This window comes from Roseibium album (assembly GCF_001404515.1).
GTDB lineage: Bacteria > Pseudomonadota > Alphaproteobacteria > Rhizobiales > Stappiaceae > Roseibium > Roseibium album.
Map to the genome: position 1 here is coordinate 1,124,493 of NZ_CXWE01000001.1, position 26,612 is coordinate 1,151,104.

General features: G+C 55.2%; 21 protein-coding genes. 6 read left to right on the plus strand and 15 right to left on the minus strand.

The window, feature by feature from the left end; all coding sequences use genetic code 11:
• Positions 1-17: 17 nt before the first annotated feature.
• From LA5095_RS04955 to LA5095_RS04970, 3 genes are all read right to left on the minus strand, one after another.
• Positions 18-557, minus strand: a complete 540-nt coding sequence (locus tag LA5095_RS04955) for a VPLPA-CTERM sorting domain-containing protein (protein ID WP_082442777.1) — start codon at positions 555-557, stop codon at positions 18-20.
• A gap of 577 nt (positions 558-1,134) precedes the next feature.
• The gene (locus tag LA5095_RS04965; RefSeq protein ID WP_055112418.1) at positions 1,135-1,476 is read right to left on the minus strand and encodes a hypothetical protein; all 342 of its coding nucleotides are present in this window, start codon (positions 1,474-1,476) and stop codon (positions 1,135-1,137) included.
• 145 nt (positions 1,477-1,621) lie between these two features.
• Positions 1,622-2,275 (minus strand): NADPH-dependent FMN reductase, encoded by a 654-nt coding sequence (locus LA5095_RS04970; protein ID WP_055112420.1) that lies wholly within the window; start codon positions 2,273-2,275, stop codon positions 1,622-1,624.
• Positions 2,276-2,693: 418 nt separating this feature from the next.
• On the opposite strand from LA5095_RS04970, the gene LA5095_RS04975 reads away from it, so the two are divergent.
• From LA5095_RS04975 to LA5095_RS04995, 5 genes are all read left to right on the plus strand, one after another.
• On the plus strand, positions 2,694-3,947 hold the full coding sequence (locus tag LA5095_RS04975) for an ABC transporter substrate-binding protein (protein WP_055112804.1): 1,254 nt from the start codon (positions 2,694-2,696) through the stop codon (positions 3,945-3,947).
• Positions 3,948-4,013: 66 nt separating this feature from the next.
• Complete coding sequence (locus LA5095_RS04980) at positions 4,014-4,928, plus strand: carbohydrate ABC transporter permease (RefSeq protein WP_055112422.1); 915 nt, start codon at positions 4,014-4,016, stop codon at positions 4,926-4,928.
• Positions 4,929-4,938: 10 nt separating this feature from the next.
• Positions 4,939-5,778, plus strand: a complete 840-nt coding sequence (locus LA5095_RS04985; RefSeq protein WP_055112424.1) for a carbohydrate ABC transporter permease — start codon at positions 4,939-4,941, stop codon at positions 5,776-5,778.
• Complete coding sequence (locus tag LA5095_RS04990) at positions 5,775-6,809, plus strand: Gfo/Idh/MocA family protein (protein ID WP_082442778.1); 1,035 nt, start codon at positions 5,775-5,777, stop codon at positions 6,807-6,809. Before LA5095_RS04985 ends, LA5095_RS04990 begins: the two co-directional genes overlap by 4 nt.
• Positions 6,806-7,804: an ABC transporter ATP-binding protein gene (locus LA5095_RS04995; protein WP_055112426.1), complete on the plus strand. Its 999-nt coding sequence runs from the start codon at positions 6,806-6,808 to the stop codon at positions 7,802-7,804. Before LA5095_RS04990 ends, LA5095_RS04995 begins: the two co-directional genes overlap by 4 nt.
• Before the next feature lie 74 nt (positions 7,805-7,878).
• On the opposite strand, the gene LA5095_RS05000 is transcribed toward LA5095_RS04995, so the two are convergent.
• The 6 genes from LA5095_RS05000 to LA5095_RS05035 form a co-directional block, all read right to left on the minus strand.
• A complete protein-coding gene (locus LA5095_RS05000; protein WP_055112428.1) occupies positions 7,879-8,478 on the minus strand; it encodes an RNA polymerase sigma factor in 600 nt (199 codons plus the stop codon).
• Between the two features lie 423 nt (positions 8,479-8,901).
• Positions 8,902-10,695, minus strand: coding sequence for a calcium-binding protein (locus LA5095_RS05010; RefSeq protein ID WP_082442779.1), 1,794 nt, complete (start codon positions 10,693-10,695; stop codon positions 8,902-8,904).
• Positions 10,696-11,132: 437 nt separating this feature from the next.
• The gene (locus tag LA5095_RS05020) at positions 11,133-12,566 is read right to left on the minus strand and encodes an NAD(P)(+) transhydrogenase (Re/Si-specific) subunit beta (protein WP_055112434.1); all 1,434 of its coding nucleotides are present in this window, start codon (positions 12,564-12,566) and stop codon (positions 11,133-11,135) included.
• 12 nt (positions 12,567-12,578) lie between these two features.
• Positions 12,579-14,162, minus strand: coding sequence for a Re/Si-specific NAD(P)(+) transhydrogenase subunit alpha (locus tag LA5095_RS05025; RefSeq protein WP_055112436.1), 1,584 nt, complete (start codon positions 14,160-14,162; stop codon positions 12,579-12,581).
• 389 nt (positions 14,163-14,551) lie between these two features.
• Positions 14,552-15,424, minus strand: coding sequence for a glutathione-dependent disulfide-bond oxidoreductase (yghU, locus tag LA5095_RS05030; RefSeq protein ID WP_055112807.1), 873 nt, complete (start codon positions 15,422-15,424; stop codon positions 14,552-14,554).
• Between the two features lie 206 nt (positions 15,425-15,630).
• Entirely contained in the window at positions 15,631-16,890 is a 1,260-nt protein-coding gene (locus LA5095_RS05035) for a M24 family metallopeptidase (RefSeq protein WP_055112808.1), read from the minus strand.
• Positions 16,891-16,986: 96 nt separating this feature from the next.
• Between LA5095_RS05035 and LA5095_RS05040 the strand changes: the two genes are divergently transcribed.
• Complete coding sequence (locus LA5095_RS05040) at positions 16,987-17,874, plus strand: LysR family transcriptional regulator (protein ID WP_055112438.1); 888 nt, start codon at positions 16,987-16,989, stop codon at positions 17,872-17,874.
• Positions 17,875-17,925: 51 nt separating this feature from the next.
• Here LA5095_RS05040 and LA5095_RS05045 read toward each other — a convergent pair whose 3' ends face one another.
• The 6 genes from LA5095_RS05045 to LA5095_RS05070 all read right to left on the minus strand — a co-directional run bounded on the left by LA5095_RS05045 (position 17,926) and on the right by LA5095_RS05070 (position 26,578).
• Positions 17,926-18,702 carry a substrate-binding periplasmic protein gene (locus LA5095_RS05045; protein WP_082442780.1) on the minus strand — a complete coding sequence of 259 codons (777 nt, stop codon included), beginning with the start codon at positions 18,700-18,702 and terminating at the stop codon, positions 17,926-17,928.
• A gap of 28 nt (positions 18,703-18,730) precedes the next feature.
• The gene (locus tag LA5095_RS05050; RefSeq protein WP_055112442.1) at positions 18,731-21,160 is read right to left on the minus strand and encodes an EAL domain-containing protein; all 2,430 of its coding nucleotides are present in this window, start codon (positions 21,158-21,160) and stop codon (positions 18,731-18,733) included.
• Between the two features lie 392 nt (positions 21,161-21,552).
• A complete protein-coding gene (locus LA5095_RS05055; RefSeq protein ID WP_055112810.1) occupies positions 21,553-21,981 on the minus strand; it encodes a universal stress protein in 429 nt (142 codons plus the stop codon).
• A 13-nt stretch (positions 21,982-21,994) separates the two neighbouring features.
• The gene (locus tag LA5095_RS05060) at positions 21,995-24,610 is read right to left on the minus strand and encodes a TRAP transporter permease (RefSeq protein ID WP_055112811.1); all 2,616 of its coding nucleotides are present in this window, start codon (positions 24,608-24,610) and stop codon (positions 21,995-21,997) included.
• An 80-nt stretch (positions 24,611-24,690) separates the two neighbouring features.
• On the minus strand, positions 24,691-25,656 hold the full coding sequence (locus tag LA5095_RS05065; RefSeq protein ID WP_055112444.1) for a TAXI family TRAP transporter solute-binding subunit: 966 nt from the start codon (positions 25,654-25,656) through the stop codon (positions 24,691-24,693).
• Between the two features lie 52 nt (positions 25,657-25,708).
• Positions 25,709-26,578 (minus strand): MurR/RpiR family transcriptional regulator, encoded by an 870-nt coding sequence (locus LA5095_RS05070; protein WP_055112446.1) that lies wholly within the window; start codon positions 26,576-26,578, stop codon positions 25,709-25,711.
• Between the last annotated feature and the right edge of the window lie 34 nt (positions 26,579-26,612).

A 26,612-nucleotide genomic window follows, 5' to 3' on the forward strand; every position in this document is an offset into this window, starting at 1 on the left:
CCTTAGTTCATATCACATCAAGCTGCCGCGTTCTTGCGACGACGTGCTGCTGCACCCATTCCAACCAGTGCGCCGCCGAGCAGAAGAATAGAAGCCGGAAGCGGAACAACTGAAGTTACGGATGAGAAGTTAGCAACGCCACCGATGCTTGAACCGTTGAAGACAAAGTTTCCATCGGTGTCATCAAAGCCAGCGCCTGCAAGTGTACCGAATGCATTGAAGCTGATACCGCCCTGTGCATTGGTCGTAACTGCAGAAGTCAAGGAGTTGATGGTGAACGAGAAACCGCTGACGTTCCACACTGTGCCCGGAAGCGCAGCAAAGGAGATGTCAAACAGGTTGACCAGTGTACCAGCAGCAATACCGGCGAAGTCGCCGCTGCCACCGTTCACAAAACCCGAACCAGCGAAGTCAACACCGGTGGTGTCGGTCGGGTTGACGATTGGACCAGAGATCGAGATCGCGCCACTGATCGGCGCTGCAGTTGCAACACCGAGCATCGCGATGCCCATACCAGCTGCAATTGCCGCCGTTTTTAGAGCTTGAAATAGTTTCATTAGAGATAACCCTCTCACTACAATAATGTGTATTTACGCTGCAGCGCAGCAAACCTCATATACCGCATTAACAGAATTTAAACCAAAAACCCGCGTCAAAGTCAAACGGATTTTTTCAGAAAATTGAAGCATTTGGAGGCAAATCCATCAAATTTTAGGCAACTTTGAATGTCGCGTCTGCTTCAAAACCGCAAAAACCCGGCATTGTCAGAATTATGTATGCGTTAGCCAGTGCAATAAAAAAGAATTTCGACTGTGCTGACCGAGAAGGAATCAGACGGCTTTTATAAGCGTCGAATTCGTTGATCTGCGGCTGATCATGACAATTGGCGTCAGCGGGGAAATCGGCTTGGGAATGCGGGAATTCCGCGATAAATCCAGATATGATTCGTTCAGGTTCCAAGCAGCGGTGAAGCGCTCGAAAACGATTCCGCTTTTCAGATCAGCCGACTGTAGGGTGCCTTGGCCGGGACCGCCGCACAGGGATCAATGGATGTTCCACATAGCGGGTGATGGTTGGCGCTGACAGTTGGCACCTGGCCGCGATCACTTTTTTGGGATGGCACGTCATTCGATGTCAGCTATGACGAACCTTGGTCAAAATCACCAGGGTCGACATGACTGAAATTGTAATAGGCCAAAAGATGGCTGCGAATAATGCGGCACAAATCGATGCTGCACTGCCGCGACCGGTTTCACTAAGCTCCAATGCGCTGAGTGCAAAAATCGCCAGAGCCACACAAAAATACAAAAACAGTCCGGCACCAATTAGCAAAAACATAATCAAAAAACCTCGGTTGCCAGCGTGAAAAACACGCTCCCCGATAGGGCAGATTAGGTTAACAGAGTATTGCTTCGATTGGGTTTTGAAAAGAGTGGGCTGCGGAAAAGCGATAAAATTCAGGTGATATTCGCACATTGAACGTGTCTTGATGGCAATTTTCGAAAGCGAAACTTTAAGTGGAAAGCGGTGTTGAAATTCTCAATTCCCGTGTAAAGGCAAGGGCCTGGCATTTCGGTTGGTCTGACATTCGGCAGTTTTGCTGGAACCTGATCGAGCGAGGTCAGTCAGGTGCATTTCTTTGGGTGGGTGTCCGGGTAAACGCTCCAGGTACGTCGGTCGTGCCTGACATTTTTTGAAAGTTGGCAGCTTCAGCCCACCACAACAGTTGCTTCAATGTGCGATCCAGATACCCATCCCATTGTTCCGGGTCGACACCGGCAAGATACAGACCCGATTCGTCGAAGACTTCCTGGGCTTTCGGAATATGGATCATCGCCGACACAGGAAGGCATCCGATTTCAGAAAGGAATGTGCGCATGTTGACGGCTGCCCTGGCACCGCCCCATTGCCCGGCGGAGTACGTTACGATGGCGCTCGGTTTATAGGAGAAGAGCGAACTGCCGAAATGGTTGAGCAGGTGGGCAAGCGCAGGTGACATTGAATGATTGTATTCCGGGCTTACCATAACATAGCCGTCGGCTGAGGAGATTTGCTCCGCAAGATCTTCAAGTGCAGGCGGTGCCTTGCCCCGAGCGTAGGAAAAATGTGGCTTGAACGGAGTCGGCAGGTTGATCTCGAGGGGGTCGACAATTTTGTGCTCGACATTGTTGGCGGTAAGCCTCTTTGCACATGCGGCCGCTACACGTTCTCCCAGGCGAGCCGGGCGCGGTGGCGTACTGTCTCTTTCCGAACCAAGGAAGACCAGGAAGTTCATTGAAGCTCCGTCGAAGAGGGGAAGCGGTTGTCAAACCGCAGGCCGTGTCAACTGAAATGCGGTTCAAGTGAGCCGTCTTTCCCACTCTTAACGAACGCTTAACAGTGTAATACCTTTACAATGCCTTTGGTTCGAAAGAGAGGTGACAATGCCACTAAATCACCTTGATTAAGCCTTTTCAACCCGCAAAATCCCTTGAATTTCTCTTTATGAAACTTAATAGTCGACAAATGGTATTAAATAGGTATTATATTTTGAAAGGCTGACGGGAAGCGTCCGGCCACGTGCCAATGAATTGTCAGGCATTGCACCGGTCAGGGCGTTTGTTGGCGCGCAGTCATTCAGCATGGGGACGCGCCTCGTCAGGCTGTATTTAATGGATAACAACACAAACCGAGTGAAAACAGGGAACAGCGCAATGACACGTAAGTTTTTATCCTTGGCAATGGTCAGCACAGCTCTGATTACAAGCAGTGCCTATGCGGAAGACGTCACGTTGACGATCGAAAGCTGGCGGAACGACGACCTGACCCTCTGGCAGGAAAAAATCATTCCGGCCTTTGAAGCGTCTCATCCGGGTATCAAGGTGAAGTTCACGCCTTCTGCTCCGACAGAATATAATGCCGTCCTGAATTCCAAGCTGGATGCTGGTTCCGCCGGCGACTTGATTACCTGCCGCCCATTCGATGCCTCACTTGCACTTTTTGACGCCGGTCACCTGGTTGACCTCGCTGACATGGAGGCGATGAGCAACTTTTCCGACGTCGCCAAGTCTGCATGGCAGAGCGATGACGGATCGGCCAGTTTCTGCGTTCCGATGGCATCCGTGATTCACGGCTTCATCTACAACAAGGATGCGTTCAACGAACTTGGCCTTTCCGTGCCCGCGACCGAAGAAGAGTTCTTTGCCGTTCTTGAAAAAATCAAGGAAGACGGCAACTACATTCCGATGGCGATGGGAACCAACGACCAGTGGGAAGCCGCCACCATGGGCTACAACAACATTGGTCCGAACTACTGGAAGGGTGAGGAAGGTCGTAACGCCCTGATCAAGGGTGAGCAGAAACTTACCGACCCGCAATGGGTGGCACCCTACGAGACGTTGGCGAAATGGGGCCCGTATCTCGGTGACGGCTATGAGGCGCAGACCTATCCGGATAGCCAGAACCTCTTCACGCTTGGCCGTGCAGCGGTCTACCCGGCGGGCAGCTGGGAGATCTCCGGCTTTAACGCGCAGGCAGATTTTGAAATGGGTGCCTTCAAAGCGCCGGTCCAGAGCGCGGGCGACACGTGCTACATTTCCGATCACACGGATATCGGCATTGGCATGAACGCTGCGACAGATCATCCGGAAGCCGCCAAGACCTTCCTGGCATGGGTCGCTTCGCCGGAATTTGCGTCGATTTTCGGCAATGCGCTTCCGGGCTTCTTCCCGCTCTCGAAAACTCCGGTTGAGCTTGAAGATCCCCTTGCCAAGGAATTCGTCGGTTGGCGCGAAGAGTGTGAAAGCACGATCCGATCCACATATCAGATCCTGTCGCGCGGAACGCCGAACCTGGAAAACGAGACCTGGGGCGCCTCTGTTGCAGCCATAAAGGGTGCGGAAACTCCCGAAGCGCTCGGCAAGAAACTGCAGGACGGCCTGGCCACCTGGTACGAGCCGCACAAGTAATCTGCCTTCAAAACATATTCCCGAACAAGGTGCGCCTTGTTCGGGACCCATTGACCGGAGCTTCTGATGAGCAAGCCTCGCATACGTTGGCACGTCGTCGTGTTCCTGACCCCGGCGGTCATTGTCTACACGGCAGTCATGATATTTCCGCTTTTCAACACGTTGCGGCTTGCCCTCTACAGCAAGATCGATCAGGAGCGGGTATTTGTCGGACTGCAGAATTTTACGACATTGTTCGGCGACCCGATCTGGTCAGATCAGTTCTGGAATGCTCTGGGAAACAATTTCTGGTTCTTCCTGGTCCATATGCTGGTCCAGAATCCGATCGGCATTGCTCTGGCCGCCATATTGAGCCATCCGAGGTTACGCTTCGCTGCATTTTACCGCTCGGCCATTTTCATCCCGACCATCCTGTCCTTCGTGATCGTCGGTTTCGCCTGGAAACTGATCCTGTCACCGATCTGGGGCATTGCGCCCTCGATGCTGGATGCTGTCGGCTTGAAATCGCTCTACGCTCCCTGGCTCGGCAAGGAGGAGTATGCGCTTACGGCCCTGTCGCTGATCTCGGTCTGGCAATTCGTTGGAATCCCGATGATGCTGATCTATGCGGCGCTGCTGTCCATTCCGGAGGAGGTGCTCGAGGCGGGAGAGATTGACGGCATTACCGGCATGTCGGCTTTCTGGAAAATCAAGCTACCGCTGATTCTACCCTCTATCGGCATCATCTCGATCCTCACTTTCGTTGGCAATTTCAATGCTTTTGACCTGATTTACACCGCACAGGGTGCTTTGGCAGGGCCGGATTTCTCAACCGACATTCTCGGGACATTCATGTACCGCACCTTCTTCGGCTTCCAGCTTCAGTTGGGCGATCCTTACATGGGCTCGGCGATTGCAAGCGCCATGTTCGCGATCATTCTGATCGGTGTCTGCATCTACCTTTTCGGCATCCAGACACGGATGCGCAGGTATCAGCTGTAAGGGGCGCAAGATGAACAAGGCACGTACAAATCCGTTCAACACTGCCGCCATGCACGGTGCGTTGATCCTCTACACGCTGATCGCACTGTTCCCGGTTTTCGTGATCCTGATCAACAGCTTCAAGACACGCAAGGCAATCTTCCGCGAGCCATTGGGCCTGCCAGATGCCGACAGTTTTTCAATGATCGGCTATCAGACAGTGATGAAACAGGGGGATTTTTTCCTCTATTTCCAGAACTCGATGATCGTCACGGTCGCGTCGCTGTTCTTCATTCTGCTGTTTGGCGCCATGGCAGCGTTCGCGCTCAGCGAATACCGTTTCAAGGGCAACCTTCTGCTTGGGCTCTACCTGGCGCTCGGGATCATGATCCCGATCCGGATCGGGACGGTTGCAATTCTGGAAATGATGGTCGCAACTGGCCTGGTCAACACGTTGACGGCGCTCATCCTGGTTTACACGGCGCAGGGTCTGCCGCTCGCAGTCTTCATATTGAGTGAATTCATGCGGCAGGTTTCCGACGACCTGAAAAACGCGGGCCGGATTGACGGACTGTCGGAGTACACGATTTTCTTCCGTCTCGTGCTGCCGCTGGTCCGCCCGGCGATGGCAACCGTTGCGGTCTTCAACATGATACCGATCTGGAACGACCTGTGGTTCCCGTTGATCCTGGCACCCGCAGAGGAAACCAAGACGCTGACGCTTGGCAGCCAGGTGTTCATCGGGCAGTTCGTGACCAATTGGAATGCCGTGCTTTCCGCACTCAGCATGGCCATTTTGCCGGTCCTCATACTCTATGTGATCTTCTCACGCCAGTTGATCCGGGGCATCACGTCAGGAGCTGTCAAATGATCCGGGTTTTGATAGCGGGGCTAGGCAATATGGGCCTTTCTCATGCCTTGGCGCACCATCGCAACGATGCGTCGCAGATTGTCGGGCTGGTCAATCGGTCGGGCCGCGTCGAGCACGATGAACTGGCGGGTTATCCGGTTTTTACCAGTTATGACATTGCGTTGGAAAAAACGTCACCTGATCTGGTGGTGATTGCCACATATTCGGACACTCATGCCGACTATGCGGTCGCGGCCATGTATGCGGGCGCAAATGTTTTCGTCGAAAAGCCGTTGGCGACCAGCGTTGAAGATGCCAGGCGTGTCGTTGAATGTGCCAGGGAGACGAGAAAGAAGCTTGTTGTCGGCTATATACTTCGTCACCACCCGTCCTGGGTCCGGTTGATAGAGGAGGCGCGTGCACTCGGCGGCCCTTATGTCTTCCGCATGAACCTCAATCAGCAGAGCTCCGGCTCCGAGTGGGAAACGCACAAGGCCTTGATGCAGACCACTGCTCCCATCGTCGATTGCGGGGTGCACTATGTGGATGTCTGGTGCCAGATCACCGATGCGACACCGGTAAAGGTCAACGGTATGGGGCTGCGGCTCTCCGACGAGATTGCACCGGACATGTACAATTATGGCCAGTTCCAGGTTGTTTTCGACGACGGTTCCGTCGGCTGGTACGAGGCCGGTTGGGGCCCCATGATGTCCGAAACGGCCTTCTTTGTGAAAGATGTCGTTTCTCCCGCCGGCTCCGTCTCCATCGTGGAAGACAACAAGGGTGCTTCCGCGGATGTGGATGGCCACACAAAGGTGGGAGGTCTGCTGGTTCATCGTCCGGGCGGCGACACCAGCATCAGCCTGCCAGATGAACCGGGTCACCAGGAACTCTGCGACGCGGAGCAAGCCTATATGCTGCGCGCAATCACCAAAAATATCGATCTCACCCGGCACATGCAGGATGCCGTCCGGTCGCTGGCCATATGCCTGGCCGCCGATCACAGCGTCCGCACCGGCAATTCCGTCATCTTGAAGGAGCCAACGCAATGACAGCGCTCACTCTGCACAACGTCAACAAGTTCTTCGGTGCCGTTCACGTTCTGAAAGATGTCAATCTTGAGGTTGAAGACGGCGAATTTGTTGTCTTTGTCGGGCCATCCGGTTGCGGCAAGTCGACCCTGTTGCGTGTCATCGCAGGTCTTGAGGACGTGTCATCAGGCGATATTCATATCGGCGGAGAGCATGTCAACTTCACGCCGCCCTCGAAACGCGGCATCGCTATGGTGTTCCAGAGCTACGCCCTGTATCCGCATCTGAATGTCAGAAACAACATGTCGCTGGCGCTGAAACAGGAGCGGCAGACAAAGGATGTCATCGATCAGCGCATCGCCGAGGCGACGCGCATGCTGAATTTGGAAGATTACCTGGATCGCTATCCGTCCGAGCTTTCTGGAGGGCAGCGGCAACGGGTGGCCATCGGCCGCGCCATTGTTCGCCATCCCAAACTGTTCCTGTTCGACGAACCGCTTTCGAACCTGGATGCCGCGCTCAGGATGAACACGCGACTGGAGATTGCCAATCTGCACCGCCAACTGGAAGCATCCATGATCTATGTGACCCACGACCAGTCCGAGGCAATGACACTTGCCGACAAGATTGTCGTGCTGAGAGATGGACATGTCGAACAGATCGGTAGTCCGATGGAGCTCTACAACAATCCGGTCAACCAGTTTGTTGCTGGTTTTCTCGGATCTCCTGCCATGAATTTTCTGCCGGCCGGACTTTTGAGCGAAGGGGACGAGCGCACCCTGGGTGTTCGTCCCGAAGATCTTTATCTCTCCGACAATGGTCCACTCAAAGCGAGGGTCGAGCATGTCGAACAACTGGGCGGCGACACCAATGTGATTGGCAGGGTCAACGGACAACAGGTCACTGCACGTCTGTTCGGTCAGCATGCCATCGAGCCGGGCAGGGAACTCGACCTCGCGATTTCCGACGGGAAGAGCTACTACTTTGACGGTTCGGGAGTGCGTCTCGGCGCATAACCTTCCTCAAGCGAAACAGGGATCAGTTACGCTGGCAGCAAGGTGAAATGCACCTGTTTTGCAATGTCTGTCCTTCAGGCGGCCGCAAGCGCCGGCATGCGTGCCGGTTCTTCTGAGAGCAGTCTGCGTAAATGCTGTCTTGCCGTCATCATGCGCGTCTTGACGGTCCCAACCGGACATCCGAGCAATTCCGAGATTTCGGAGTAGAGGTACCCGCTGAAGTAGGTTAACTCGACGACAGCCCGTAATTCGGGCTTCAACTTTCCAAGCGCGTCGTCAACATCACGCCGGAAGAGGACCGTTTCCATCGTGTTTGCGGTGTCGCGGATCACGCATTCATCAAGACAGATGTCGTTTTTCAACCGGCCGAGTTTCTGTTTTTTCTTTATCGCAAGCCTGTAGGCAATCCCGAACATCCACGTCGTTGCTTTTGAACGTCCCTGAAAATGCGAGGCCGTTCGCCAAACAACCATGAACGTGTCGTTGATGACCTCTTCGGCCGCTTCGTGGTTTCCCGTGATCCGCGTTGCGAATTTCATGAGCTTGGAAAAATGTTTGCGGTGGATCGTCTCGAAGGCAGCAAGGTCACCATTTGTCACGGCTACCAACAGATGCTTGTCATCCAGATACAGGGAATTCGAACTGTTTTTGCCCGGTGAATCAAGACGTTTCATGTCAGCTGCCAACCCTCAATCAAAAAAGTTCCGTTCGCAGACCCGGCCAAAGGGTTGCGTCGACGTTTCCTGTGCGAATTCAAATTGAGGTTCCAGAAATCTGCGCGGAACCTGATCCAAAGATGGCCGGTTTCGCCTGCGGTGCTTATGACGCGCGTCACAATCAAAATACGGTGCCTTGCGAAAGTACAATCTGATTCTCGCCGCGTCGGTGCAGCGCGCAACATGGGCCTGAGACGAGGCGAGGGTGGTCGCCGTTCGAATTCACGCGAGTGTCCCTTATTCACGTCATGCAGCGCCGGATGGAGGAAACCTTCTCCCGGTCAGATGTTCGGCACGACGGGAGTTTGCACCGCCAATTGCAAATCCCGCCGGCTGGTCAGCCGGCGGGATCGAGACACGAAGCAAAGGGATCGAGCAGCTCTATCCGAAAAGAAACGCGTCTGTGCCGAAGTCGTCGACGCTCGCGCCTTCGAACGTAATGAGCTTGCCGTTCACGTCGAGTTGCACATCATCACCGATTTGGGTCAGCTGATCGACAAGGTCAGTCGCGTTGAAGTCCTCGTCCGTGACAAACAGCAAACGGTCTTCTTCGAAGTCGAAGTCAGTGATGACCTTCAGACCCGTGTCGTCGGCGGTGAAAAGGAAGGTGTCGGATCCTTCTCCGCCTGACATGATATCGAACCCTGAGCCGCTGCGTATGACATTGTCCTGATCGTTGCCGGTGATCGTGTCGTCGAAGTCGGTTCCGGTGACATTCTCGAAGTTGACGGCCTTGGAGCCTTCCAGCGTTCCGGCGGCAAGATCGACCTCGACACCTTCGGCTGCCCGGGAGAGGTCCAGCGTGTCAATGCCGTCGCCGCCATCCAGGTCGAGCTTGATCTCATCCAGAACGGTATCGACAATCTGTGCGGTGTCGTCACCGCCGCCGAAATTGGTTTCCAGTACTTCAGTCTTGCGAATGTCCAGCTGGAACAGGCCGTTGACGTTCTGGTCGTTCAACTCGACCCGGGCGAACTGGACGCCGTTCGGTGTCACGGAGAATTCGGCAACGTCCTTGTTCTGAAGATCGTCATTGACGAGATCGGTGTTGAAGTTGACCTGGACGCGGTCATAGTCCGCACCACCGTCCATAAGATCGGACCCATCGCCGTTGTTCCAGACAAGAAGGTCGTCGCCTTCTTCGCCGAAGACGAAATCATTGCCTTTGTTGGCAACAAGGATGTCGTTGCCTTTTCCGCCATGGATCGTGTCGACACCACCGAGCCCGGATATGACATTGTCCTGATCGTCGCCGGTTATCCTGTCGTCGAATTCGGTTCCGATAACGTTTTCAAAGTTGACGGCCCTGGAGCCTTCGAGCGTTCCGGCGGCAAGATCGACCTCGACGCCTTCGGCTGCCCGGGAGAGGTCCAGCGTGTCAATGCCGTCGCCACCATCCAGGTCGAGCTTGATCTCATCCAGAACGGTATCGACGATCTGCGCAGTGTCGTCACCGCCGCCGAAATTGGTTTCCAGTACTTCAGTCTTGCGAATATCCAGCCGGAACAGGCCGTTGACGTTCTGGTCGTTCAACTCGACCCGGGCGAACTGGACGCCGTTCGGTGTCACGGAGAATTCGGCAACGTCCTTGTTCTGAAGATCGTCATTGACGAGATCGGTGTTGAAGTTGACCTGGACGCGGTCATAGCCGCTGCCGCCATTCATCAGGTCGGACCCATCACCGTTGTTCCAGAGAAGTAGGTCGTCGCCGGACCCGCCGAACATCCGATCGTTGCCCTTGTTGCCGACAAGACGGTCATTGCCCTTGCCACCACGCAACGTGTCTTCACCGTCACCGCCATTCAGTGTGTCGTTGCCGAAGCCTCCAATAAGTTTGTCGTTCCCGATACCTCCGAACAATGTGTCCTTGCCGAAGCCGCCAAGGATCTTGTCGTTGCCCTTGCCCCCGAAAAGGATGTCGTTTCCAAAGCCTCCGTCGATCTTGTCATTGCCGTGCCCACCGAACACCGTGTCGTTTCCGAAGCCGCCGAAGATTTTGTCGTTGCCTTTTCCGCCATCAAGAAAATCGTTTCCGAAGCGACCAAAGATACTGTCGTTACCGCCATTGCCAAAAATGAAGTCGGAGGCAAATCCTCCAAAGAGATAATCACTTTGATGAGACCCGTTGATGAATTGGGGTTTGAAGAAATTCAGGAAAGAATAAAGGAAGCTCATTGCAAATCTCCTGTCTTGAAAAATCACCAATCGTCCCGACGGTCTGACGCAGTGGTCTGCCGCCAGACGTCAACAAAGGACCGCGATGGTGACCTCGCCAGGTGCGAGTACTTGTTGGTGCTCAGGCGATCGAAAAAGGTTCAAAAAAAGATTTTGCAGCGTGCCCACATCGGTGTGTCAGGCGGATCTGGGCCAGGACCGGCATTTTCAACGCGGTTGGGTGATCAGGATTGAAACCGGGTAGCGGTGTGTCTTCTGGTTCGGGACTGAACGCGATCATGGCTCTGTAACTGCCTGCCAAAAAATGCACAAACATCACAAGAGTCATTGCGTTTCTTCCCCCCATCGAAACGCGACACTAAGTCAATACAATCATTCCAGAAAAAAAGCCGCTCCGGGGTTCCGGAGCGGCCTTTTTTACAGTCGAGTTTGGGAAATCACTCGATCATGGTGAGCAGTTTGTCGAGAGACTGCTTTGCGTCGCCATAATACATGCGTGTGTTTTCCTTGTAGAACAGCGGGTTCTCGATACCGGAGTAACCGGTGCCCTGGCCGCGCTTGGAGACGAACACCTGCTTGGCTTTCCAGACTTCCAGAACCGGCATGCCGGCGATCGGCGAGTTCGGGTCTTCCTGGGCAGCCGGATTGACGATGTCGTTGGAACCGATGACGATGGCGACATCGGTTTCCGGAAAGTCCTCGTTGATCTCGTCCATTTCCAGAACGATGTCATATGGGACCTTGGCTTCCGCCAGAAGCACATTCATGTGGCCGGGCAGGCGACCTGCGACCGGGTGGATCGCAAACCGCACGTTCTTGCCCTTCGCACGCAAGCGCTTGGTCAGTTCGCTGACCGATTGCTGTGCCTGGGCCACCGCCATGCCGTAGCCCGGTATGATGATGACATTGTCCGCGTCATCAAGGGCAGCTGCAACACCGTCGGCATCGATGGCGATCTGCTCACCTTCAACCTCCATCGCCGGTCCGGTCGTGTTGCCGAAGCCGCCGAGAATGACGGAGATGAACGAGCGGTTCATCGCCTTGCACATGATGTAGGACAGGATCGCACCGGATGAACCGACAAGCGCGCCGACGACGATCAGCAGATCGTTGCCGAGCGAGAAGCCGATCGCTGCTGCCGCCCAGCCGGAATAGCTGTTTAGCATCGAGACGACCACCGGCATATCCGCGCCGCCGATCCCCATGATCAGGTGATAGCCGATGAAGAACGCCAGCAATGTCATCAGGATGAGCGTCCAGATACCGGCACCGCTCAGGAACAGGATCAGGAGAATGAACGAAAGGATCGCCGCACCGGCATTCAGGGCATGTCCACCGGGCAGTTTTTCCGCCTTGGACGTGATCTTGCCGGCCAGCTTGCCGAAGGCCACGACCGAGCCGGTAAAGGTGACCGCACCGATGAAGACGCCGAGGAAAACCTCGACCTTCAGGATGGACTGTTCCGCAGAAGTCTTCTTCGCCAGCAAGGCAGCAAACCCTTCGAGCGCCTTGCGCTCTTCATCGCCCATGGCCAGAACGCGGCCGAGTTCGATATAGGCGTTGAAACCGACAAACACGGCGGCAATGCCGACCAGCGAGTGCATTGCTGCAACAAGCTGAGGCATCTCGGTCATCTGGACCCGCTGGGCGACGTAGTAGCCGATGACACCACCGCCTGCGATCAGGATCACCGACAGCAGCCAGAGACCGGAACCGGGCCCGATGAGCGTTGCAACGACGGCGAGCGCCATGCCGGTAATACCGTACCAGACCGCGCGTTTTGCACTCTCTTCACCTGACAGGCCGCCGAGCGAGAGAATGAACAGGATTGCCGCAACCACGTAGACGGCAGTTGTAAAGCCAAATTCCATGGGTCGGGCTCCTTAGGACTTCTGGAACATGGCGAGCATGCGCCGTGTGACGAGGAAACCGCCGAAAATGTTGATCCCGGCCATGAATATGGAAAGCCCCGCAAGCAGGATGATCAGGAACGATCCCGAACCGACCTGCAGCAATGCCCCGACTATGATGATCGACGAGATGGCGTTGGTCACCGCCATCAGCGGCGTGTGCAGCGAATGGCTGACGTTCCAGATCACCTGGAAACCGACGAACACCGCAAGCACGAAGACAATGAAGTGCTGCAGGAAGCTGGCCGGCGCCACGAGCCCGACGAGAAGCATGAACAGCCCTCCGACGGCAAGCAAAGTGACCTGCTGTTTGGTCTGCTGCTTGAAGGCGGCAACTTCCTGAGCGCGTTTTTCCTCCGGCGTCAGCTCCTTCGGTTTTTCCTTCGGCTTGGCCGCGATCGCCTGGACCTTCGGCGGCGGCGGCGGGAAGGTGATCTCACCGCCATGGGTCACCGTTGAGCCGCGAATGACGTCATCTTCCATGTTGTGGACGAGCTGACCGTCCTTTTCCGGCGTCAGATCCGTCATCATGTGGCGGATGTTCGTTGCGTATAGGGTAGAAGACTGGGCTGCCATCCGGGACGGGAAGTCCGTATAACCGACAATCGTCACGCCGTTGTCGGTGACGATCTTCTTGTCGGCAACCGTACCTTCCACGTTGCCGCCGCGCTCCGCGGCAAGATCGATGATCACCGAACCCGGCTTCATGGACTGGACCATGTCTTCAAGCCACAGCTTCGGTGCTGGACGGTTCGGAATGAGCGCCGTCGTGATGACAATGTCCATGTCGGGCGCGAGTTCGCGGAATTTTGCCAGCTGCGCTTCCCGGAACTCCGGTGAGGACACGCTTGCGTAACCACCCGTTGCCGCCCCGTCCTGCTGGTCTTCCTCGAAATCGAGATAGACAAATTCAGCGCCCATGGATTCAACCTGTTCAGCCACCTCGGGGCGAACGTCGAACGCGTAGGTAATCGCACCGAGCGACGTGGATGTGCCGATCGCCGCAAGGCCCGCAACGCCGGCGCCAACCACGAGCACCTTTGCCGGCGGAACCTTGCCGGCAGCGGTGATCTGGCCGGTGAAGAACCGGCCGAAATTATTGCCGGCCTCGATGACCGCCCTGTATCCGGCGATATTGGCCATCGAAGACAGTGCATCCATCTTCTGCGCGCGCGAGATTCGCGGCACCATCTCCATGGCGATGACGTTGGCGCCCTTTTCCTTCGCCGCTTCCATCCCGGCTTCGTTGCCGCCCGGATTGAAGAAGGAAATCAGCGTCTTGACCTTCGTCAGGTAACCCAGTTCCTTGTCTTCGGGCTGGCGCACCTTTGCGACAATGTCCGACTGCTTCCAGAGACTGGGCGCGGTCTTGACGATCTCGACGCCTGCCTCCTTGTATGCGTCGTCTGAAAACCCTGCAGCCTTGCCGGCGCCGCTCTGAATGAGACAGCTATAGCCCAGCTTCTGCAGTTGCTTTGCCGATTCCGGGGTCATGGCCACACGGGCCTCCCCGGGGAAGATTTCCTTGGGTGTGCCTATCTTAAGGGCTTCTGACATATGTCGCTCCAAGATGGTGACCAGGACATGGCCTAAAGAAGGGGAGCCTGCACCTTACGACGAAGGAATTCATCGGTATCGTGCGGACTTTGTATGCATGCTCGACTATAGAGACGAAAATTTTACTTATGACAAGATGTGTTTGCCAGGGAGCAGGACGGTATTCCGTCACTGAAGGCAGACAAGCGCGAGATCCGAAAGTTGGCGAAATCGGCTTTCAGGGGTACTGGAGTCTTTAAATCCATACCGAAGATTAGCCGGAATACTCACAAATTCGGCAGCTTTAGCAATTTATTCTGAGCAAGACGCGCGTTTTGAGATTGTGTCCAGGAAATTTCGCTGTGCTGAGTGCAGGCAGCGACCTGTGGACGCAGGTCGCTGCCGGGACTTCACTCTGCGGCCGCTTCAACCGCTGCTTTCGGATCTAGGTCGTCCGCGCTGTGGCGTTCGTGAACCTGTTCGGATTCCTCTCCCCACGCCTTGTTGACCTTCCTGCCGCGAACGACCGCGGGACGGGCATCTATCTTTTCTGCCCATGCCTTGACGTTCTTGTACTCGTCAACAGCGAGGAACTCGGCAGCATCGTAGAGACGGCCGAGTACGAGGCCGCCGTACCACGGGAAAATCGCCATGTCCGCAATCGTGTAATCTTCGCCGGCGATATAGGGTCGCTCGGCCAGTGTCTTGTCGAGCACGTCCAGCTGACGCTTGGTTTCCATGCTGAAGCGATCAATCGGATACTCGAATTTTTCCGGAGCATAGGCATAGAAGTGGCCGAAACCGCCGCCAAGATAGGGGGCGGACCCCATCTGCCAGAAGAGCCAGTTCAGTGTTTCGGTGCGGGCTGCAGCATCTTTGGGCAAAAATGCGTCGAATTTCTCTGCCAGGTAGAGAAGAATGGACCCGGATTCGAACACCCGTGTCGGTTCTTCCGTGCTGTGGTCCACCAGGGCAGGGATTTTCGAATTTGGATTGGCTCCGACAAAGCCGCTGGAGAACTGATCGCCTTCATTGATGCGGATCAGCCAGGCATTGTATTCGGCTTCCTTGTGGCCGAGCGCCAGAAGCTCTTCAAGCATCACGGTTACCTTGACGCCGTTCGGGGTCGCCAGCGAATAGAGTTGAAGGGGATGGTCGCCGGTGGGCAGGTCTTTCTCATGTGTTGCGCCGGAGATTGGCCGGTTGATACTGGCAAACTCGCCGCCATTCGGTTGTTCCCAGGTCCAGACTTTCGGTGGCGTGTAGGTCGGGGTGTCAGTCATCAGAATCGCTCTCCGGCTCGGATCAGGTTGAAACAGTCTGCGCATGCCTGGGCAAGTCCCCAATTCATCGCAATCTTGCGATTAGATAGGGTGGCAAATTCGCTTTGCCTAGAGTTTTTGTCCGATGCAGTCCAAAAAAGTATCTCATGGTGACAATCCCTGGCAAACCGGTTGGGAACTGCAGCCAGGTGAAAGGAACCGGGATCTCAGGCCAGCAGGTCATCCTCGAAGGGAAATCTGGACAGAAGCTCGATCCCGCTGTCGGTGATCAGAACCTGTTGTTCCAGCTTGACACCCTCCCTGCCTCCGTCTTCGCCGATAAAGCTTTCCACACAAATCGTCATTCCCGATTCCAGCGCGCCGTCATAACCGGCTTCCGGAAAGTCTCCATGGTGATAGAGATAGGGATATTCGCCGGTCATGCCGACACCATGTGCAGACAGGTAGTAGCGGTTGGTGTGGTATTTCTCGGGTATGTTCCATGCCCGGTCTGCATATTCGCGAAATGTCATGCCGGGGCGCAGGATGTCCATGTTGTGGTGCACCTGCTCAAAGGCGATCTTGTAGAGGTCTCGCTGCTCGGCGCTGGGTTTGTCCGGCCCGGCATGAAAGGTGCGCGAGAAATCGGCATAATAACCGTGACAGCCGACGACATCCGTATCGAGCGCGATCAGATCGTTTCTGCCAATGAGGTTCGCCGACGTTTCCTGAAACCAGGGGTTTGTCCGGTCGCCGGCATTCAACAATCGGGTTTCCACATAGTCGCCGTTTTGCTCGATGATTGATTTGTGCAGGACGGACCAGAGTTCGGCCTCCGTCAGGCCTGGGCGGATCGCCTCCCTGAGCTTGCCCACCCCGATTTCCGTCGCCCGCAACGAGGCGATCACGCATTTCATTTCCTCAGGCGACTTGATCGCGCGCGCCATTTCGATCGGTTGCTGCGCGTCGACGATTGACAGACCACGGTTTCGAAGAGCAATGCTCGTTCCCGCATTCAAGCGCTCCAGGCCGACAGTGGCCTTCCTGTTGTCCGTCAGCTCATGAATCAGGTCGGCCATTTCCGCGCTCCAGAGCGCCTCGCGCTCTACAATATGCGGTCCGGCGGCAACAAAACTGGCAGTTCTCGCCGGGCGGACCTCATCGATGGTTTCGAAGCCTTCCGCCAGATGCAGGCAGCCGGTGAATTCAAACAGGATTGACTTGTCCAGTGTCAAAAGCAGGTAACGCGACGGAGCATTGCGCATGGAAAAGACCTGCATGTTGCGTGTGCCGGTCGCATAGCGAATGTTGACGGGATCTGAGAGGATCACGGCATCAACACCGTATTCGGACATTTTCCGGCGCACGCGCGCCTGCCGGTAGGCGCGCACACCAGCAAGGTCAATGCCGTCGGTTTCCGGTGACCGGTCGAGCTGTACAATGTCAGCCAGATCGCTTCGCTCCGCGTGCCAGTCAAGTTCCGCCATGATGATTTCGTCTCCAAACACACATCAGGGAATAATTGCATCTTGAACCGACAGGAAAAGCCTGGAAAAATTCACCCGTATTGATAACTTCCAGGAATGCTAAGTTATCGCAAGTCACTGCCACCGCTGGACACGCTGGTCTTTTTTGAAGCGGCAATGAGGCATCAGAACTTTACGGAAGCAGCCGACGAACTCTTTGTCACGCAGGCGGCGGTCAGCAAGCGAATCCGGCAACTGGAAACCTGGCTCGGCGTCGATCTGTTCGAGCGTTCCGGTCGCAAGTTGATACCAACCGAAGCTGGTGAATATCTCGCCGAAAAGACCGGTATGACACTGGACTATCTGGACCAGGCATTGCGGACGGTAAAGATCCCGTCCCAACCGGTGGTCCGCATTGCGTCGGTAACGGCGCTCGCGACCTTCTGGCTACAGCCCAAACTAAGGTCTTTCGCACTTTCCGATGAGGCTTGTCCGTTCAACCTCACGAGCGCAGACGAATTGGGGGATCTGCTCCGCCCGGAACACGACCTGGTCATCCTGCATGGTGAAAACCGGCTTCCGGGTTGGAATGCTGAATTGCTGTTTGAAGAGGAAATTGTTCCAGTTGGAACTCTGGCGGTAGTAGATGAAGCAGGTGCATTCAGACAGAATGACGGTCAGGTGCTGTTGAACTTTGCACGAATGGCACCGAACTGGACCGATTGGAATGTATGGATCCAGCGAACCGGATGGTCGGAATTTCGTGAATGGCCGGTGCTGAACTGCGCTAGTTACAACCAGACGATCGGACGTGCGCTGAAAGGGCAGGGGATCGCACTTGGTGCACTGCCCCTTTTGCAGGATGAGCTTTCGTCGGGAGATCTGGTGGCCATGAATTCCAGGACACTGTCTACCGGCAAGGGATATTACATCGCGTGGCCAAAGGCGCGCCCGATGAGTGATGAGGCCGAGCGATTGAAAAATGTGCTCCTGGGGAGCAGTTGATCTGGAAAGTTTGCTGCTAGTTTGCCGCTGGTATGGATCGGAGAATTTTCGCTAGGATGTAATGCCGTACTGTTTCAGAATTTTCTCGTGTGTTCCGTCTGCGACAATCGTGTCGAAGGCACTTTGCAGCGTTTCGACAATTTTGTCGGAGGTCTGGTAGTGCAGCGCCAGAAATAACTCCCCCCGGTCCAGTTCATAGACGGTTTCATAGTTTTCAAGATCGGCGCCACGCATTTGCAAACCCCAGCGCGTGACCTTGGTTTCGTAGGAGATCGCATCCACGCGGCCTGCCATGAGTTTGCGGAAGTTCTGTTCGTTCGACAGCACCGTCTCGATGCGGTCGTCCGGCACACCTTGTGCCCGCAACAGAAGCTGACCGACATCATCCTTGACAACCCCGATCCGAATATCTGCAAGGTCGTGCACCGTTTTGATCTCAAGGTGGCGGCTTTTCTTCGCTGTCAGTCCGACGACTGTTGGAACGAACGGCCCCACCCACTTGAACAGATCCTCGCGATCCGGCGTGCGTGTTGTGGAAAACAATGCGTGTCCTGGGCGCTGCAGAGTGAGATTATAGCCCCGGGCCCAAGGCAAAAGAGCGATGTCTTCCCGATTGTGCCCCGACGCCGCCCGCTTGAACATCTCATCCATGATCTCGACACTGATGCCGCTCAGGCCTGCCCCGTCTTTGTAATTGTAGGGCGGATATTCCTCCGTCATGACCTTCAAGGAGCCGAGCCCGGTTCTCGCATGCGACGAGCGGATCAGCGTTAGGGACGTGAAGGCAGCCATTCCGGCGACGACGGACCGTCTTGTCAAAAATCGCATCGGTTGACCCTCATTACGTTACGTTGATCTAACCATACCCGGTGTTGCTCAGTTTCATATCCGGTAAGGAAATTATTTCCGGTTGCCGCGCTGTATGCCCGGAAAGGACGGTGTCGAGCGGTTCAGCTTTCCCGAACAGGAAACCCTGGCCGGTTTCAACACCCATCTCGATCAGGCAGCGGAGTTGTTCTTCGTTCTCAATACCCTCTGCAATGACATTGAGTTCGAGTCTTTTCGAAAGCCCGACGATTGCTTCGATCAGGGCGTGGGTCTTGTTGGCCCGCTCGCTGCCGGCTGTCTCGTCCAGCCCGCTGATGAAGGAACTGTCGATCTTGACCGTATCAACCGGAAAGCGGTTCATGTAGCTGAGCGACGAAAAGCCTGTGCCGAAATCGTCGAGTGCGAACACGCAGCCCAGATTTCTGATGTCCTCGATCAAGCTGGCCAGACCCATGTTGTTCTGCATCAGGGTTGTTTCGGTAATTTCCAGTACCAGGCGATCGGGATCGATCGAGTGAGCTGACAGTTTCTGTGCAAGATTGGCGGGCAGGTCCGGTAGAAATTGTGCGGCAGAGAAATTCAACGCGACATAAGTTGATTGCCATTCGGGCTTCGAATGAAGGCGCTCAAGGGCCTGCAGCCCCAATTCCAGCACCAGGTCCCCTATTTCAAGAATGCCACCCGTCTGCTCCGCAGCCCGGATGTATTCAAGTGGTGGGAGAATACCCTTGCCGGGATGCACCAGCCGAAGAAGTCCTTCAAAACCGATTGTCGATCGGCTCTTCAAATCGACGATCGGCTGGAAATGCAGTTCGAACCAATCGTTCTTGAGGGCTTCGGAAATGACCTCTTTGACTTCAAGTTGTCTGGCCGCCTCCCTGCCGAATTTCTCGTTGAACACGCAATGACCGTTTCTTCCGCTGTTTTTCTGACGGTACATTGCAACATCGGACGCTTTCAGCAGGTCCTCCGCATTCATTGCGTTTTCAGGATAGAAGGAAATACCCACGCTTGCGGAAATCTGCAGCGTCCTGCCGCCGAGGTCGATCGGCTTGTTCAGCACCCTGTTGATCCTTGTCGCGAGTTCAACGGCGCGCTTTCTTACGGCGTTGCTCGACAACATGATCGCGAACTCGTCTCCACCGAACCGGCCGAAACAGTCCCCTTCATCCAGCAGATGTGACACTTCCCGTGAGACCGATTGCAGAACCCGGTCACCCGCAAAGTGTCCCAGATTGTCGTTGACCCACTTGAAGCGATCGAGGTCGAAAAACAGGACCGCAATTTCCAGCGTGTCGCCGGCTTCTTCGATGGCGGTGTTCAGGCGATCTGCAAAGCCTTCCCGGTTCAATAGCCCGGTGAGAAAATCAGTACGTGCCTGGCGCAGGATTTCCGCTTCGGCTGCCTTCAATTTGCAGATATCGGTCATGACAGACAGTGACCTGCGGCCGCTTGAGCTGTCGTCGTAGTCTTTTGCTTCGGTGATCAGGACATCAAGCTGGGTTCCGTCCGCCTTTTCAAAAACGGAGGTGAACTCGAGCGTTTCGTTCCTGCCGGTGGAGAGCAGGCTGCGATTGTTCAGATATTCTTCCTTGAATTCATGATGAATGAACTCGCGGAATTTGCGGCCGATTACGTTCTTGCGGCTGTAACCAGTCGCGTGGAGCCAATAGTCTGAAACCTTGATGATGCGGTCTTCCCGGTCGATCGAGTACAGCATGACCGGGGTGTTGTTGTAGAGGAATGCAAGCCGCTTGTTCGCCTTGAGCAGCTTGGCCTCGTCCTGGTCGAGGCTGTCCTGCATTTCGTTGAATGCGCTGGTGACCCGGCCAAGTTCGTCAGACGAGGACCAGTCCACCTTTGTTCTTGTTCCCGAGCGATGGGTTGCTTCGATCGCTTCATTCAGGCGGAGGAGTGGCCTTGTAATCATGAAGCGGTTGGCAATGAGCGCAGCCACAAGAACCGAAATGGTCGACACGATGAACAGTATTACAGACTTGCCGACTTCACCCATCGCAGCGTTGCTAATGCGATCGGACATGAATCTGATACGCAGGGTTCCGACGACATGATCGGTTCCGTCAACAGCATGCGTGATTTCCTTGGAAAAGAGCGCTTCCTCTTTTTCGGGAATGTTGGTTTCGTTCTCGTTGTTTGAAACGAAAGCGAGCCGCTTGTCGTTGTCGTCCAGAATTTCGATACTGAAAATGTCGCGGTCGTTTGCGATCGCAACGGTCCATTTGCGCAGGTTTTCATAGTCGAAATCCCAAAGCACCTTGCTCAGCGCCTTGCTGTTGGCGTCGAGCAAAACCCGTTTCTTTGCGATCATTTCGCGCTCAAGGGTGTCTTTGGTAACGATAAAAAACGTAACCAGCAGCGGACCGTTCACGGCAATGAGTGCCGCAAACATGATCGCGAGAAATTTCCGCTGCGTAGATGTGCGAATGAGCCCCAGCATGGAGCAATATCACCCCGGTTGCATTTTTGGATATGGTTGCATTGCAGATGAAGCTACCAGATATAGTTTAACTTATCGTATCTATTGGCTTTTTCCGCGAAATGCTACTACGGGATCATCGTCAGTATGAATTCAGTCTGCAATTTCAGGGTGGTAACACTGGTGTTCGGTCGATCCAATCTTGAATTGTTGTGTTTCGATCTAGTAAATCAGTGATTGTATTTCTTGTTTCAGACTGTTTTCACCAGAACACGGTTTTCTGCGCCACGTTCCCAATCAAGGGAGAAGCGGAACGTGAGGCGTTTGTGCTTTGGATGTTTAGTTCGGGGAGGCGCGACTGGCTGGTACCAACACGAATTGCGCCCCCGGATCTACAAAGGGAGGAGCCGGACCTATTCCCGCACGATATAAACCGAGCATTTCGAATGCCTGGCAACACGGGCTGCGTTCGGACCGAGAAGATAGTCGCTCAGTTCGGGGCGATGCGCCCCCATCACGATCAGGTCTATCGAAAGCCGCTCAGCCATTTCGAGGATCTCTTCATACACAGTCCCATGGCTGACGATGTGACGCGCCTTGGTTTCTGTGCCGAGCGTCTCGTTGACAAATGTATGCAACGCCTTGTCCGCTTCCTGCAGCATGGTCTCCTCCGCATCGTCCTTGAACCATGTTGCAACCCAGGCACCACCGAGCGGCGGAAGGACGGTCATGACGTTCAGAGTTCCTCCGTCCAGGTCAACAAAGCGTTTTGCCTCTTCCAGAATGTGTTTCTGGTCTTGAAGATGAGTGAGATCTATCGCTGCGAGAACGTTCTTTTTCATGAGTTTTCTCCCCTCATGCTGCTGCGGATGCAGCTTCTTTTTCGTCTGCATCGGCGATCGCTAACCGCCGCCGTTGCAAAAGCACGATAATCCCCAGTATGAGAAGAGCAGGGATGTAGAACAGTTCTTTCGGTGGCCGGTCTGCCGGTACCTCGAGTTCTTTCAGCTCCCAATCGAAATCGATTCCCAGGTTCTCTGCCGGTCCACCGAACGCGAGATCGTCAACGAGGTACGCACCTCCTTCGTCGCGGAAGGCGATACCTGCATTATCAAGGAGCCTGTCCTGGCCATCCGCCCCTTTAGACCCGAGCGGCAAGAGATATTTGGCATCGACCTGTTGGCCTTCGAGGTTTTCTCCGGTCAGCCTGACCTGCAAGGAAGAACCCTCCGGCGCGTCCTGCGCCATCTGGTAAACCTGATCCGCAGGCCGTGTATCGAATTCCGGAGCAACCATGTTCAAGAAGAAACCCGGTCGGAACAGCGTAAAGGCGACGAGTAAGAGCACCGCGCTCTCCCAGAGCCGTGACTTGACGATGAAATAGTTCATCGTTCCGGCCGCAAACAAGAGCATCGCAATCAGCGCGACGATGAATACGAAGATCGCCTGAACCGGCCCGACATCGATCAACAGGAGGTCCGTGTTGAAGATGAAGAGGAATGGTAGGAGTGCCGTCCGGATCGAATAGAAGAAGGCTTGGAATCCTGTCTTCAACGGATCGCCTTTCGATATCGCAGCCGCCGCGAAACTCGCAAGTCCGACAGGTGGCGTAACGTCGGCCATGATCCCGAAATAGAAGACAAACATGTGAACGGCAACTAGAGGTACGATCAGTCCGGCCTGCGCACCGAGTTCGACAACGACGCCAGCCATCAGCGAAGACACGACGATATAGTTCGCCGTCGTTGGAAGTCCCATGCCGAGGATGATGGAGATTAACGCCACGAAAAACAGCATCGCGAGCAGGTTGCCACCGGAGAGGAATTCGACAAATTCCGCCATCACCTGACCAACGCCGGTGAGTGTCACAGACCCGACGATGATGCCTGCAACACCCATGGCTGCTGCCAGGCCGATCATGTTCCGGGCTCCGACGACCAGCCCTTCGGTCAGGTTTTCCCAGCCGTCCTTGATATGCCGGGAAAGCTCGCCCTGCCCGCGGAAGAAAGCCTTCAGCGGGTTCTGGGTCATGAGGATGACAAGCATCACGATCGCGGACCAGAAGGCGGACAGTCCTGGCGACTTGCGCTCGATCATGAGCATGTACATCAAAAGCAGTATCGGCAGAAGATAGTGTATGCCGGTCTTGAAAATGACGCCGACCGGAGGCAGGTGCTGCATCGTATCCAAGTCGGTGTTGAGGTCAGGTCCCTTTGACGCGTACCAGACAGCGGCAATATAGGCGACGGCCAACAGGACAATCAGGAGGGGTGTCGCGGCGCCTCCAAATGTTGCTTCGAAGAAATCGACGATAAAGCCGAGAAGGAACAAAGTTCCGCCACCAATGACGATGGAAATCGCGATGATGAAAATCGCACCCAGCAGGAAGGTGACGTTGTTCGTGGTTGATGTGCCTTTCATGCCGCTTTTCAGCGCTTCCAGGTGCACGATATAGACGAGGGCGATATACGAAATCGCCGCCGGGATGATCGCGGTCTTGACCACTTCTACATAGGAAATGCCGACATATTCGGTCATGAGAAAGGCAACTGCGCCCATGACAGGTGGTGTCAGGACACCGTTGATTGATGACGAGACTTCGATCGCACCGGCCTTTGTCGGCGAGAAACCGACTTTCTTCATCAGAGGAATAGTGAATGTGCCGGTCGTCACCACGTTGGCGATGGAAGAGCCGGAAATCAATCCGGTCGCGGCAGAGGCGATAACCGCGGCTTTTGCCGGACCGCCACGCAAATGGCCGAGCGCGGCAAAGGCAAGCTGCAGGAAGTAGTTACCCGCACCCGCCTGATTAAGCAGCGCGCCAAACAACACGAACAGGAACACGAATCCGGAGGAAACACCGAGCGCCACACCGTAAACACCCTCGGTGGTCAGCATCAGGTGGCTCATCGCCTTTTCAAAAGACGCGCCCTTCCAGCGAACGACGTCTGGCAATCCATCCCAGGAGCCGAAGAAGACGTAGGACATGAAGAAAATCGCAACACCCATCAAAGGGAAACCGAGCGAGCGTCTAGCGGCTTCCAGAAGCAGCACGAGACCGACCCCGGCCATGATGAGGTCCATGGTGTTCGGAACGCCGGTTCGGTCGGCGACCCCGCGATAATCCCACCACAGGTAGGAACAGGAGACGGCTGCAATGATCGCAACCGCCCATGTCAGAATTGGAATGTAGTTGCGTGGACTGTTCTTGAACGCCGGAAAGGCAAGAAAGGCCAGGAAGACTGCAAATCCGAGATGGATTGCCCGTGTCTGGGTATCGTTGAGAACGCCAACCCCGATCAGATAGGGCAGGGGTGATGCGATCCAGAGCTGGTAGACCGACCAGAATAATGGAACGAACCAAAGTACGTTTCTTGAAAAACTGTCCTTGGGCGCGCGGGCGCCGGTATCGGCCTCCGCGACAATGTCCTCAAGGTCGTTTGACGCTGTTTCTGCCGATTTGTCGGTCATGCTGTCCCCAACCCGCATGTTTTCAATATCTTAAAGAAACTGCAGCCCGGAAAGCCGGGCTGCAGAATTTCGGTGGCGGATTACATCCAGCCTTTTTCCTTGTAGTACTTAACAGCGCCCGGATGCAGGTCGGCGGTCAGGCCATCCTTGATCATATCCTCTTCCATCAGGCGTCCGAAAGCCGGATGCAGTTTCTTGAAATCGTCGAAGTTTTCGAAGATTGCGGAAACCAGTGCGTATACGACGTCGTCAGACGTATTTGCGGAGGTCACGATCGTTGCCTTCGGACCCCAGGAAGGGATGTCGTCGGCGTTGCCCGGATACATGCCGCCCGGAATGGTGGCGGCTGCATAGGCGGAATTGTCGGCAAGCAGTTTCTCGATCGGCGCGCCAGCAAGCGGCACGATCTTGATGTCGCATGTGGACGTTGCTTCCTGGGACGAACCGTTGGGCAGACCTGCCGCCCAGATTGCCGCATCGATTTTGCCGTCGCACAGTGCCGCGGCCTGTTCGGAAGACTTCAACTCGGCGGCGAGCGCGAAATCGTCCGGGATGATACCGGTGTATTCCATCAGCGTTTCCGCGAGAACGCGAGTACCGGAACCCGGGTTGCCGATATTGACCTTCTTGCCTTTCAGGTCTTCAGGCGAATTGATGCCGGCATCGGCGCGAGCCATGACGTGCATCGGCTCCGGGTGCACGGAGAAAATCGCGCGCAGTTCCGGAAAGGCACCATCGTCCTTGAAGGCACCGGTGCCGTTAAGCCCAGCAGCCTGGACGTCGGACTGGACGACACCAAAATCCAGCTCGCCCTGACGGATCGTGCGGGTGTTGTAGACCGATCCACCTGTGGATTCTACCGAGCAGCGGATACCATGGTCCTTGCGGCCCTTGTTGACCAGCCGGCAGATCGCACCGCCTGTCGGGTAATAGACACCCGTGACGCCACCGGTTCCAATCGTGATGAATTCTTCAGCCGATGCTGCGCCGGTAAATGCAATGCTGGTGGCGAGAACGGCACCAGCAAGGTTCATTTTCATCATCATTTGACTAGGCTTCCCTCTTGTTAAACTTCTTTGGTCCAGAGTGACCTACACCCTAGACATTTTCAAACTCATCGAGCAAACGATTATGTTTGTCGACCTCCTGGATCCGGGCGTCAGCCCCGGACCCGGCTCGCGCAACCAGCATGCCTGTTATCGTTTCTATTAGGACGAGCGTGGCTGCGTAAGACGAAAAAAAGTGTGGACTTTCAGTACGTTGTATGAAGTGAAAGTCTGCGTATTGCAATCCCGGAAATGTATGGCTGTCGGTCAGGACAACAACCGTTGCACCGTTTCCGGCGGCAACCGCCGCGGCACGGACGGATCGGTGCGCATAGGGATGTTTGGAGATTATCAGCACCGTATCTTCCGGTCCGACGCCTGCAAGCGTGCTGCCGAGCGTTGTTCCATTGCGACCGGCAACGAGCCAGCGGTCATCGAACCATTTGGCCAGATAAGCGAAATAATCGGTGAAACCTGCCGATGCGAGCGCTCCGATGAGAACGATCTTGCGGGAAGAATCCAGGCGATCGACGACCGTATCCAGGAGTTCTTGATCGACATCTTCCAAGAGGCCGTTGATGTTGGCGATGCAAGCAGCGACCTGCCGAGGCAACAGGGGTTGATCGGCATCGGTTCGAAGACGTCTCGCCTTGTCCTGAAAGCTGTCCTGCTCTCGCTTGTTGAGTTCGGATCGGGCCTGTTCGCGCAGCGCTTCATAGTCTGAAAAACCGAGTGCGCGTGCCAGTCTTGTGTAGCTTGCCGGGGAAACGCCGCTTGCGGAAGCCACGGACCTCAAACTTCTCGTCGCGATTTCTACCTGGTTTTCAGCAATATAGTCAGCCGCAATTCGCAGAGTATCGCTCAGCTCTGCATAGCTGGTCGAAATCGCGGTCCGGATCTGGGGCGGCGAATGGGTTTCCATTTGTTTACTGTTTCATTTGTTTTTTCTCTTGTCA

Excerpts from the sequence above, each read along its gene's own strand:
- LA5095_RS04955 (WP_082442777.1), bottom strand. The coding sequence starts at position 557 with ATGAAACTATTTCAAGCTCTAAAAACGGCGGCAATTGCAGCTGGTATG.
- LA5095_RS04965 (WP_055112418.1), bottom strand. The coding sequence starts at position 1,476 with ATGTGCGAATATCACCTGAATTTTATCGCTTTTCCGCAGCCCACTCTT.
- LA5095_RS04970 (WP_055112420.1), bottom strand. The coding sequence starts at position 2,275 with ATGAACTTCCTGGTCTTCCTTGGTTCGGAAAGAGACAGTACGCCACCG.
- LA5095_RS04975 (WP_055112804.1), top strand. The coding sequence starts at position 2,694 with ATGACACGTAAGTTTTTATCCTTGGCAATGGTCAGCACAGCTCTGATT.
- LA5095_RS04980 (WP_055112422.1), top strand. The coding sequence starts at position 4,014 with ATGAGCAAGCCTCGCATACGTTGGCACGTCGTCGTGTTCCTGACCCCG.
- LA5095_RS04985 (WP_055112424.1), top strand. The coding sequence starts at position 4,939 with ATGAACAAGGCACGTACAAATCCGTTCAACACTGCCGCCATGCACGGT.
- LA5095_RS04990 (WP_082442778.1), top strand. The coding sequence starts at position 5,775 with ATGATCCGGGTTTTGATAGCGGGGCTAGGCAATATGGGCCTTTCTCAT.
- LA5095_RS04995 (WP_055112426.1), top strand. The coding sequence starts at position 6,806 with ATGACAGCGCTCACTCTGCACAACGTCAACAAGTTCTTCGGTGCCGTT.
- LA5095_RS05000 (WP_055112428.1), bottom strand. The coding sequence starts at position 8,478 with ATGAAACGTCTTGATTCACCGGGCAAAAACAGTTCGAATTCCCTGTAT.
- LA5095_RS05010 (WP_082442779.1), bottom strand. The coding sequence starts at position 10,695 with ATGAGCTTCCTTTATTCTTTCCTGAATTTCTTCAAACCCCAATTCATC.
- LA5095_RS05020 (WP_055112434.1), bottom strand. The coding sequence starts at position 12,566 with ATGGAATTTGGCTTTACAACTGCCGTCTACGTGGTTGCGGCAATCCTG.
- LA5095_RS05025 (WP_055112436.1), bottom strand. The coding sequence starts at position 14,162 with ATGTCAGAAGCCCTTAAGATAGGCACACCCAAGGAAATCTTCCCCGGG.
- yghU (WP_055112807.1), bottom strand. The coding sequence starts at position 15,424 with ATGACTGACACCCCGACCTACACGCCACCGAAAGTCTGGACCTGGGAA.
- LA5095_RS05035 (WP_055112808.1), bottom strand. The coding sequence starts at position 16,890 with ATGGCGGAACTTGACTGGCACGCGGAGCGAAGCGATCTGGCTGACATT.
- LA5095_RS05040 (WP_055112438.1), top strand. The coding sequence starts at position 16,987 with ATGCTAAGTTATCGCAAGTCACTGCCACCGCTGGACACGCTGGTCTTT.
- LA5095_RS05045 (WP_082442780.1), bottom strand. The coding sequence starts at position 18,702 with ATGCGATTTTTGACAAGACGGTCCGTCGTCGCCGGAATGGCTGCCTTC.
- LA5095_RS05050 (WP_055112442.1), bottom strand. The coding sequence starts at position 21,160 with ATGCTGGGGCTCATTCGCACATCTACGCAGCGGAAATTTCTCGCGATC.
- LA5095_RS05055 (WP_055112810.1), bottom strand. The coding sequence starts at position 21,981 with ATGAAAAAGAACGTTCTCGCAGCGATAGATCTCACTCATCTTCAAGAC.
- LA5095_RS05060 (WP_055112811.1), bottom strand. The coding sequence starts at position 24,610 with ATGACCGACAAATCGGCAGAAACAGCGTCAAACGACCTTGAGGACATT.
- LA5095_RS05065 (WP_055112444.1), bottom strand. The coding sequence starts at position 25,656 with ATGATGATGAAAATGAACCTTGCTGGTGCCGTTCTCGCCACCAGCATT.
- LA5095_RS05070 (WP_055112446.1), bottom strand. The coding sequence starts at position 26,578 with ATGGAAACCCATTCGCCGCCCCAGATCCGGACCGCGATTTCGACCAGC.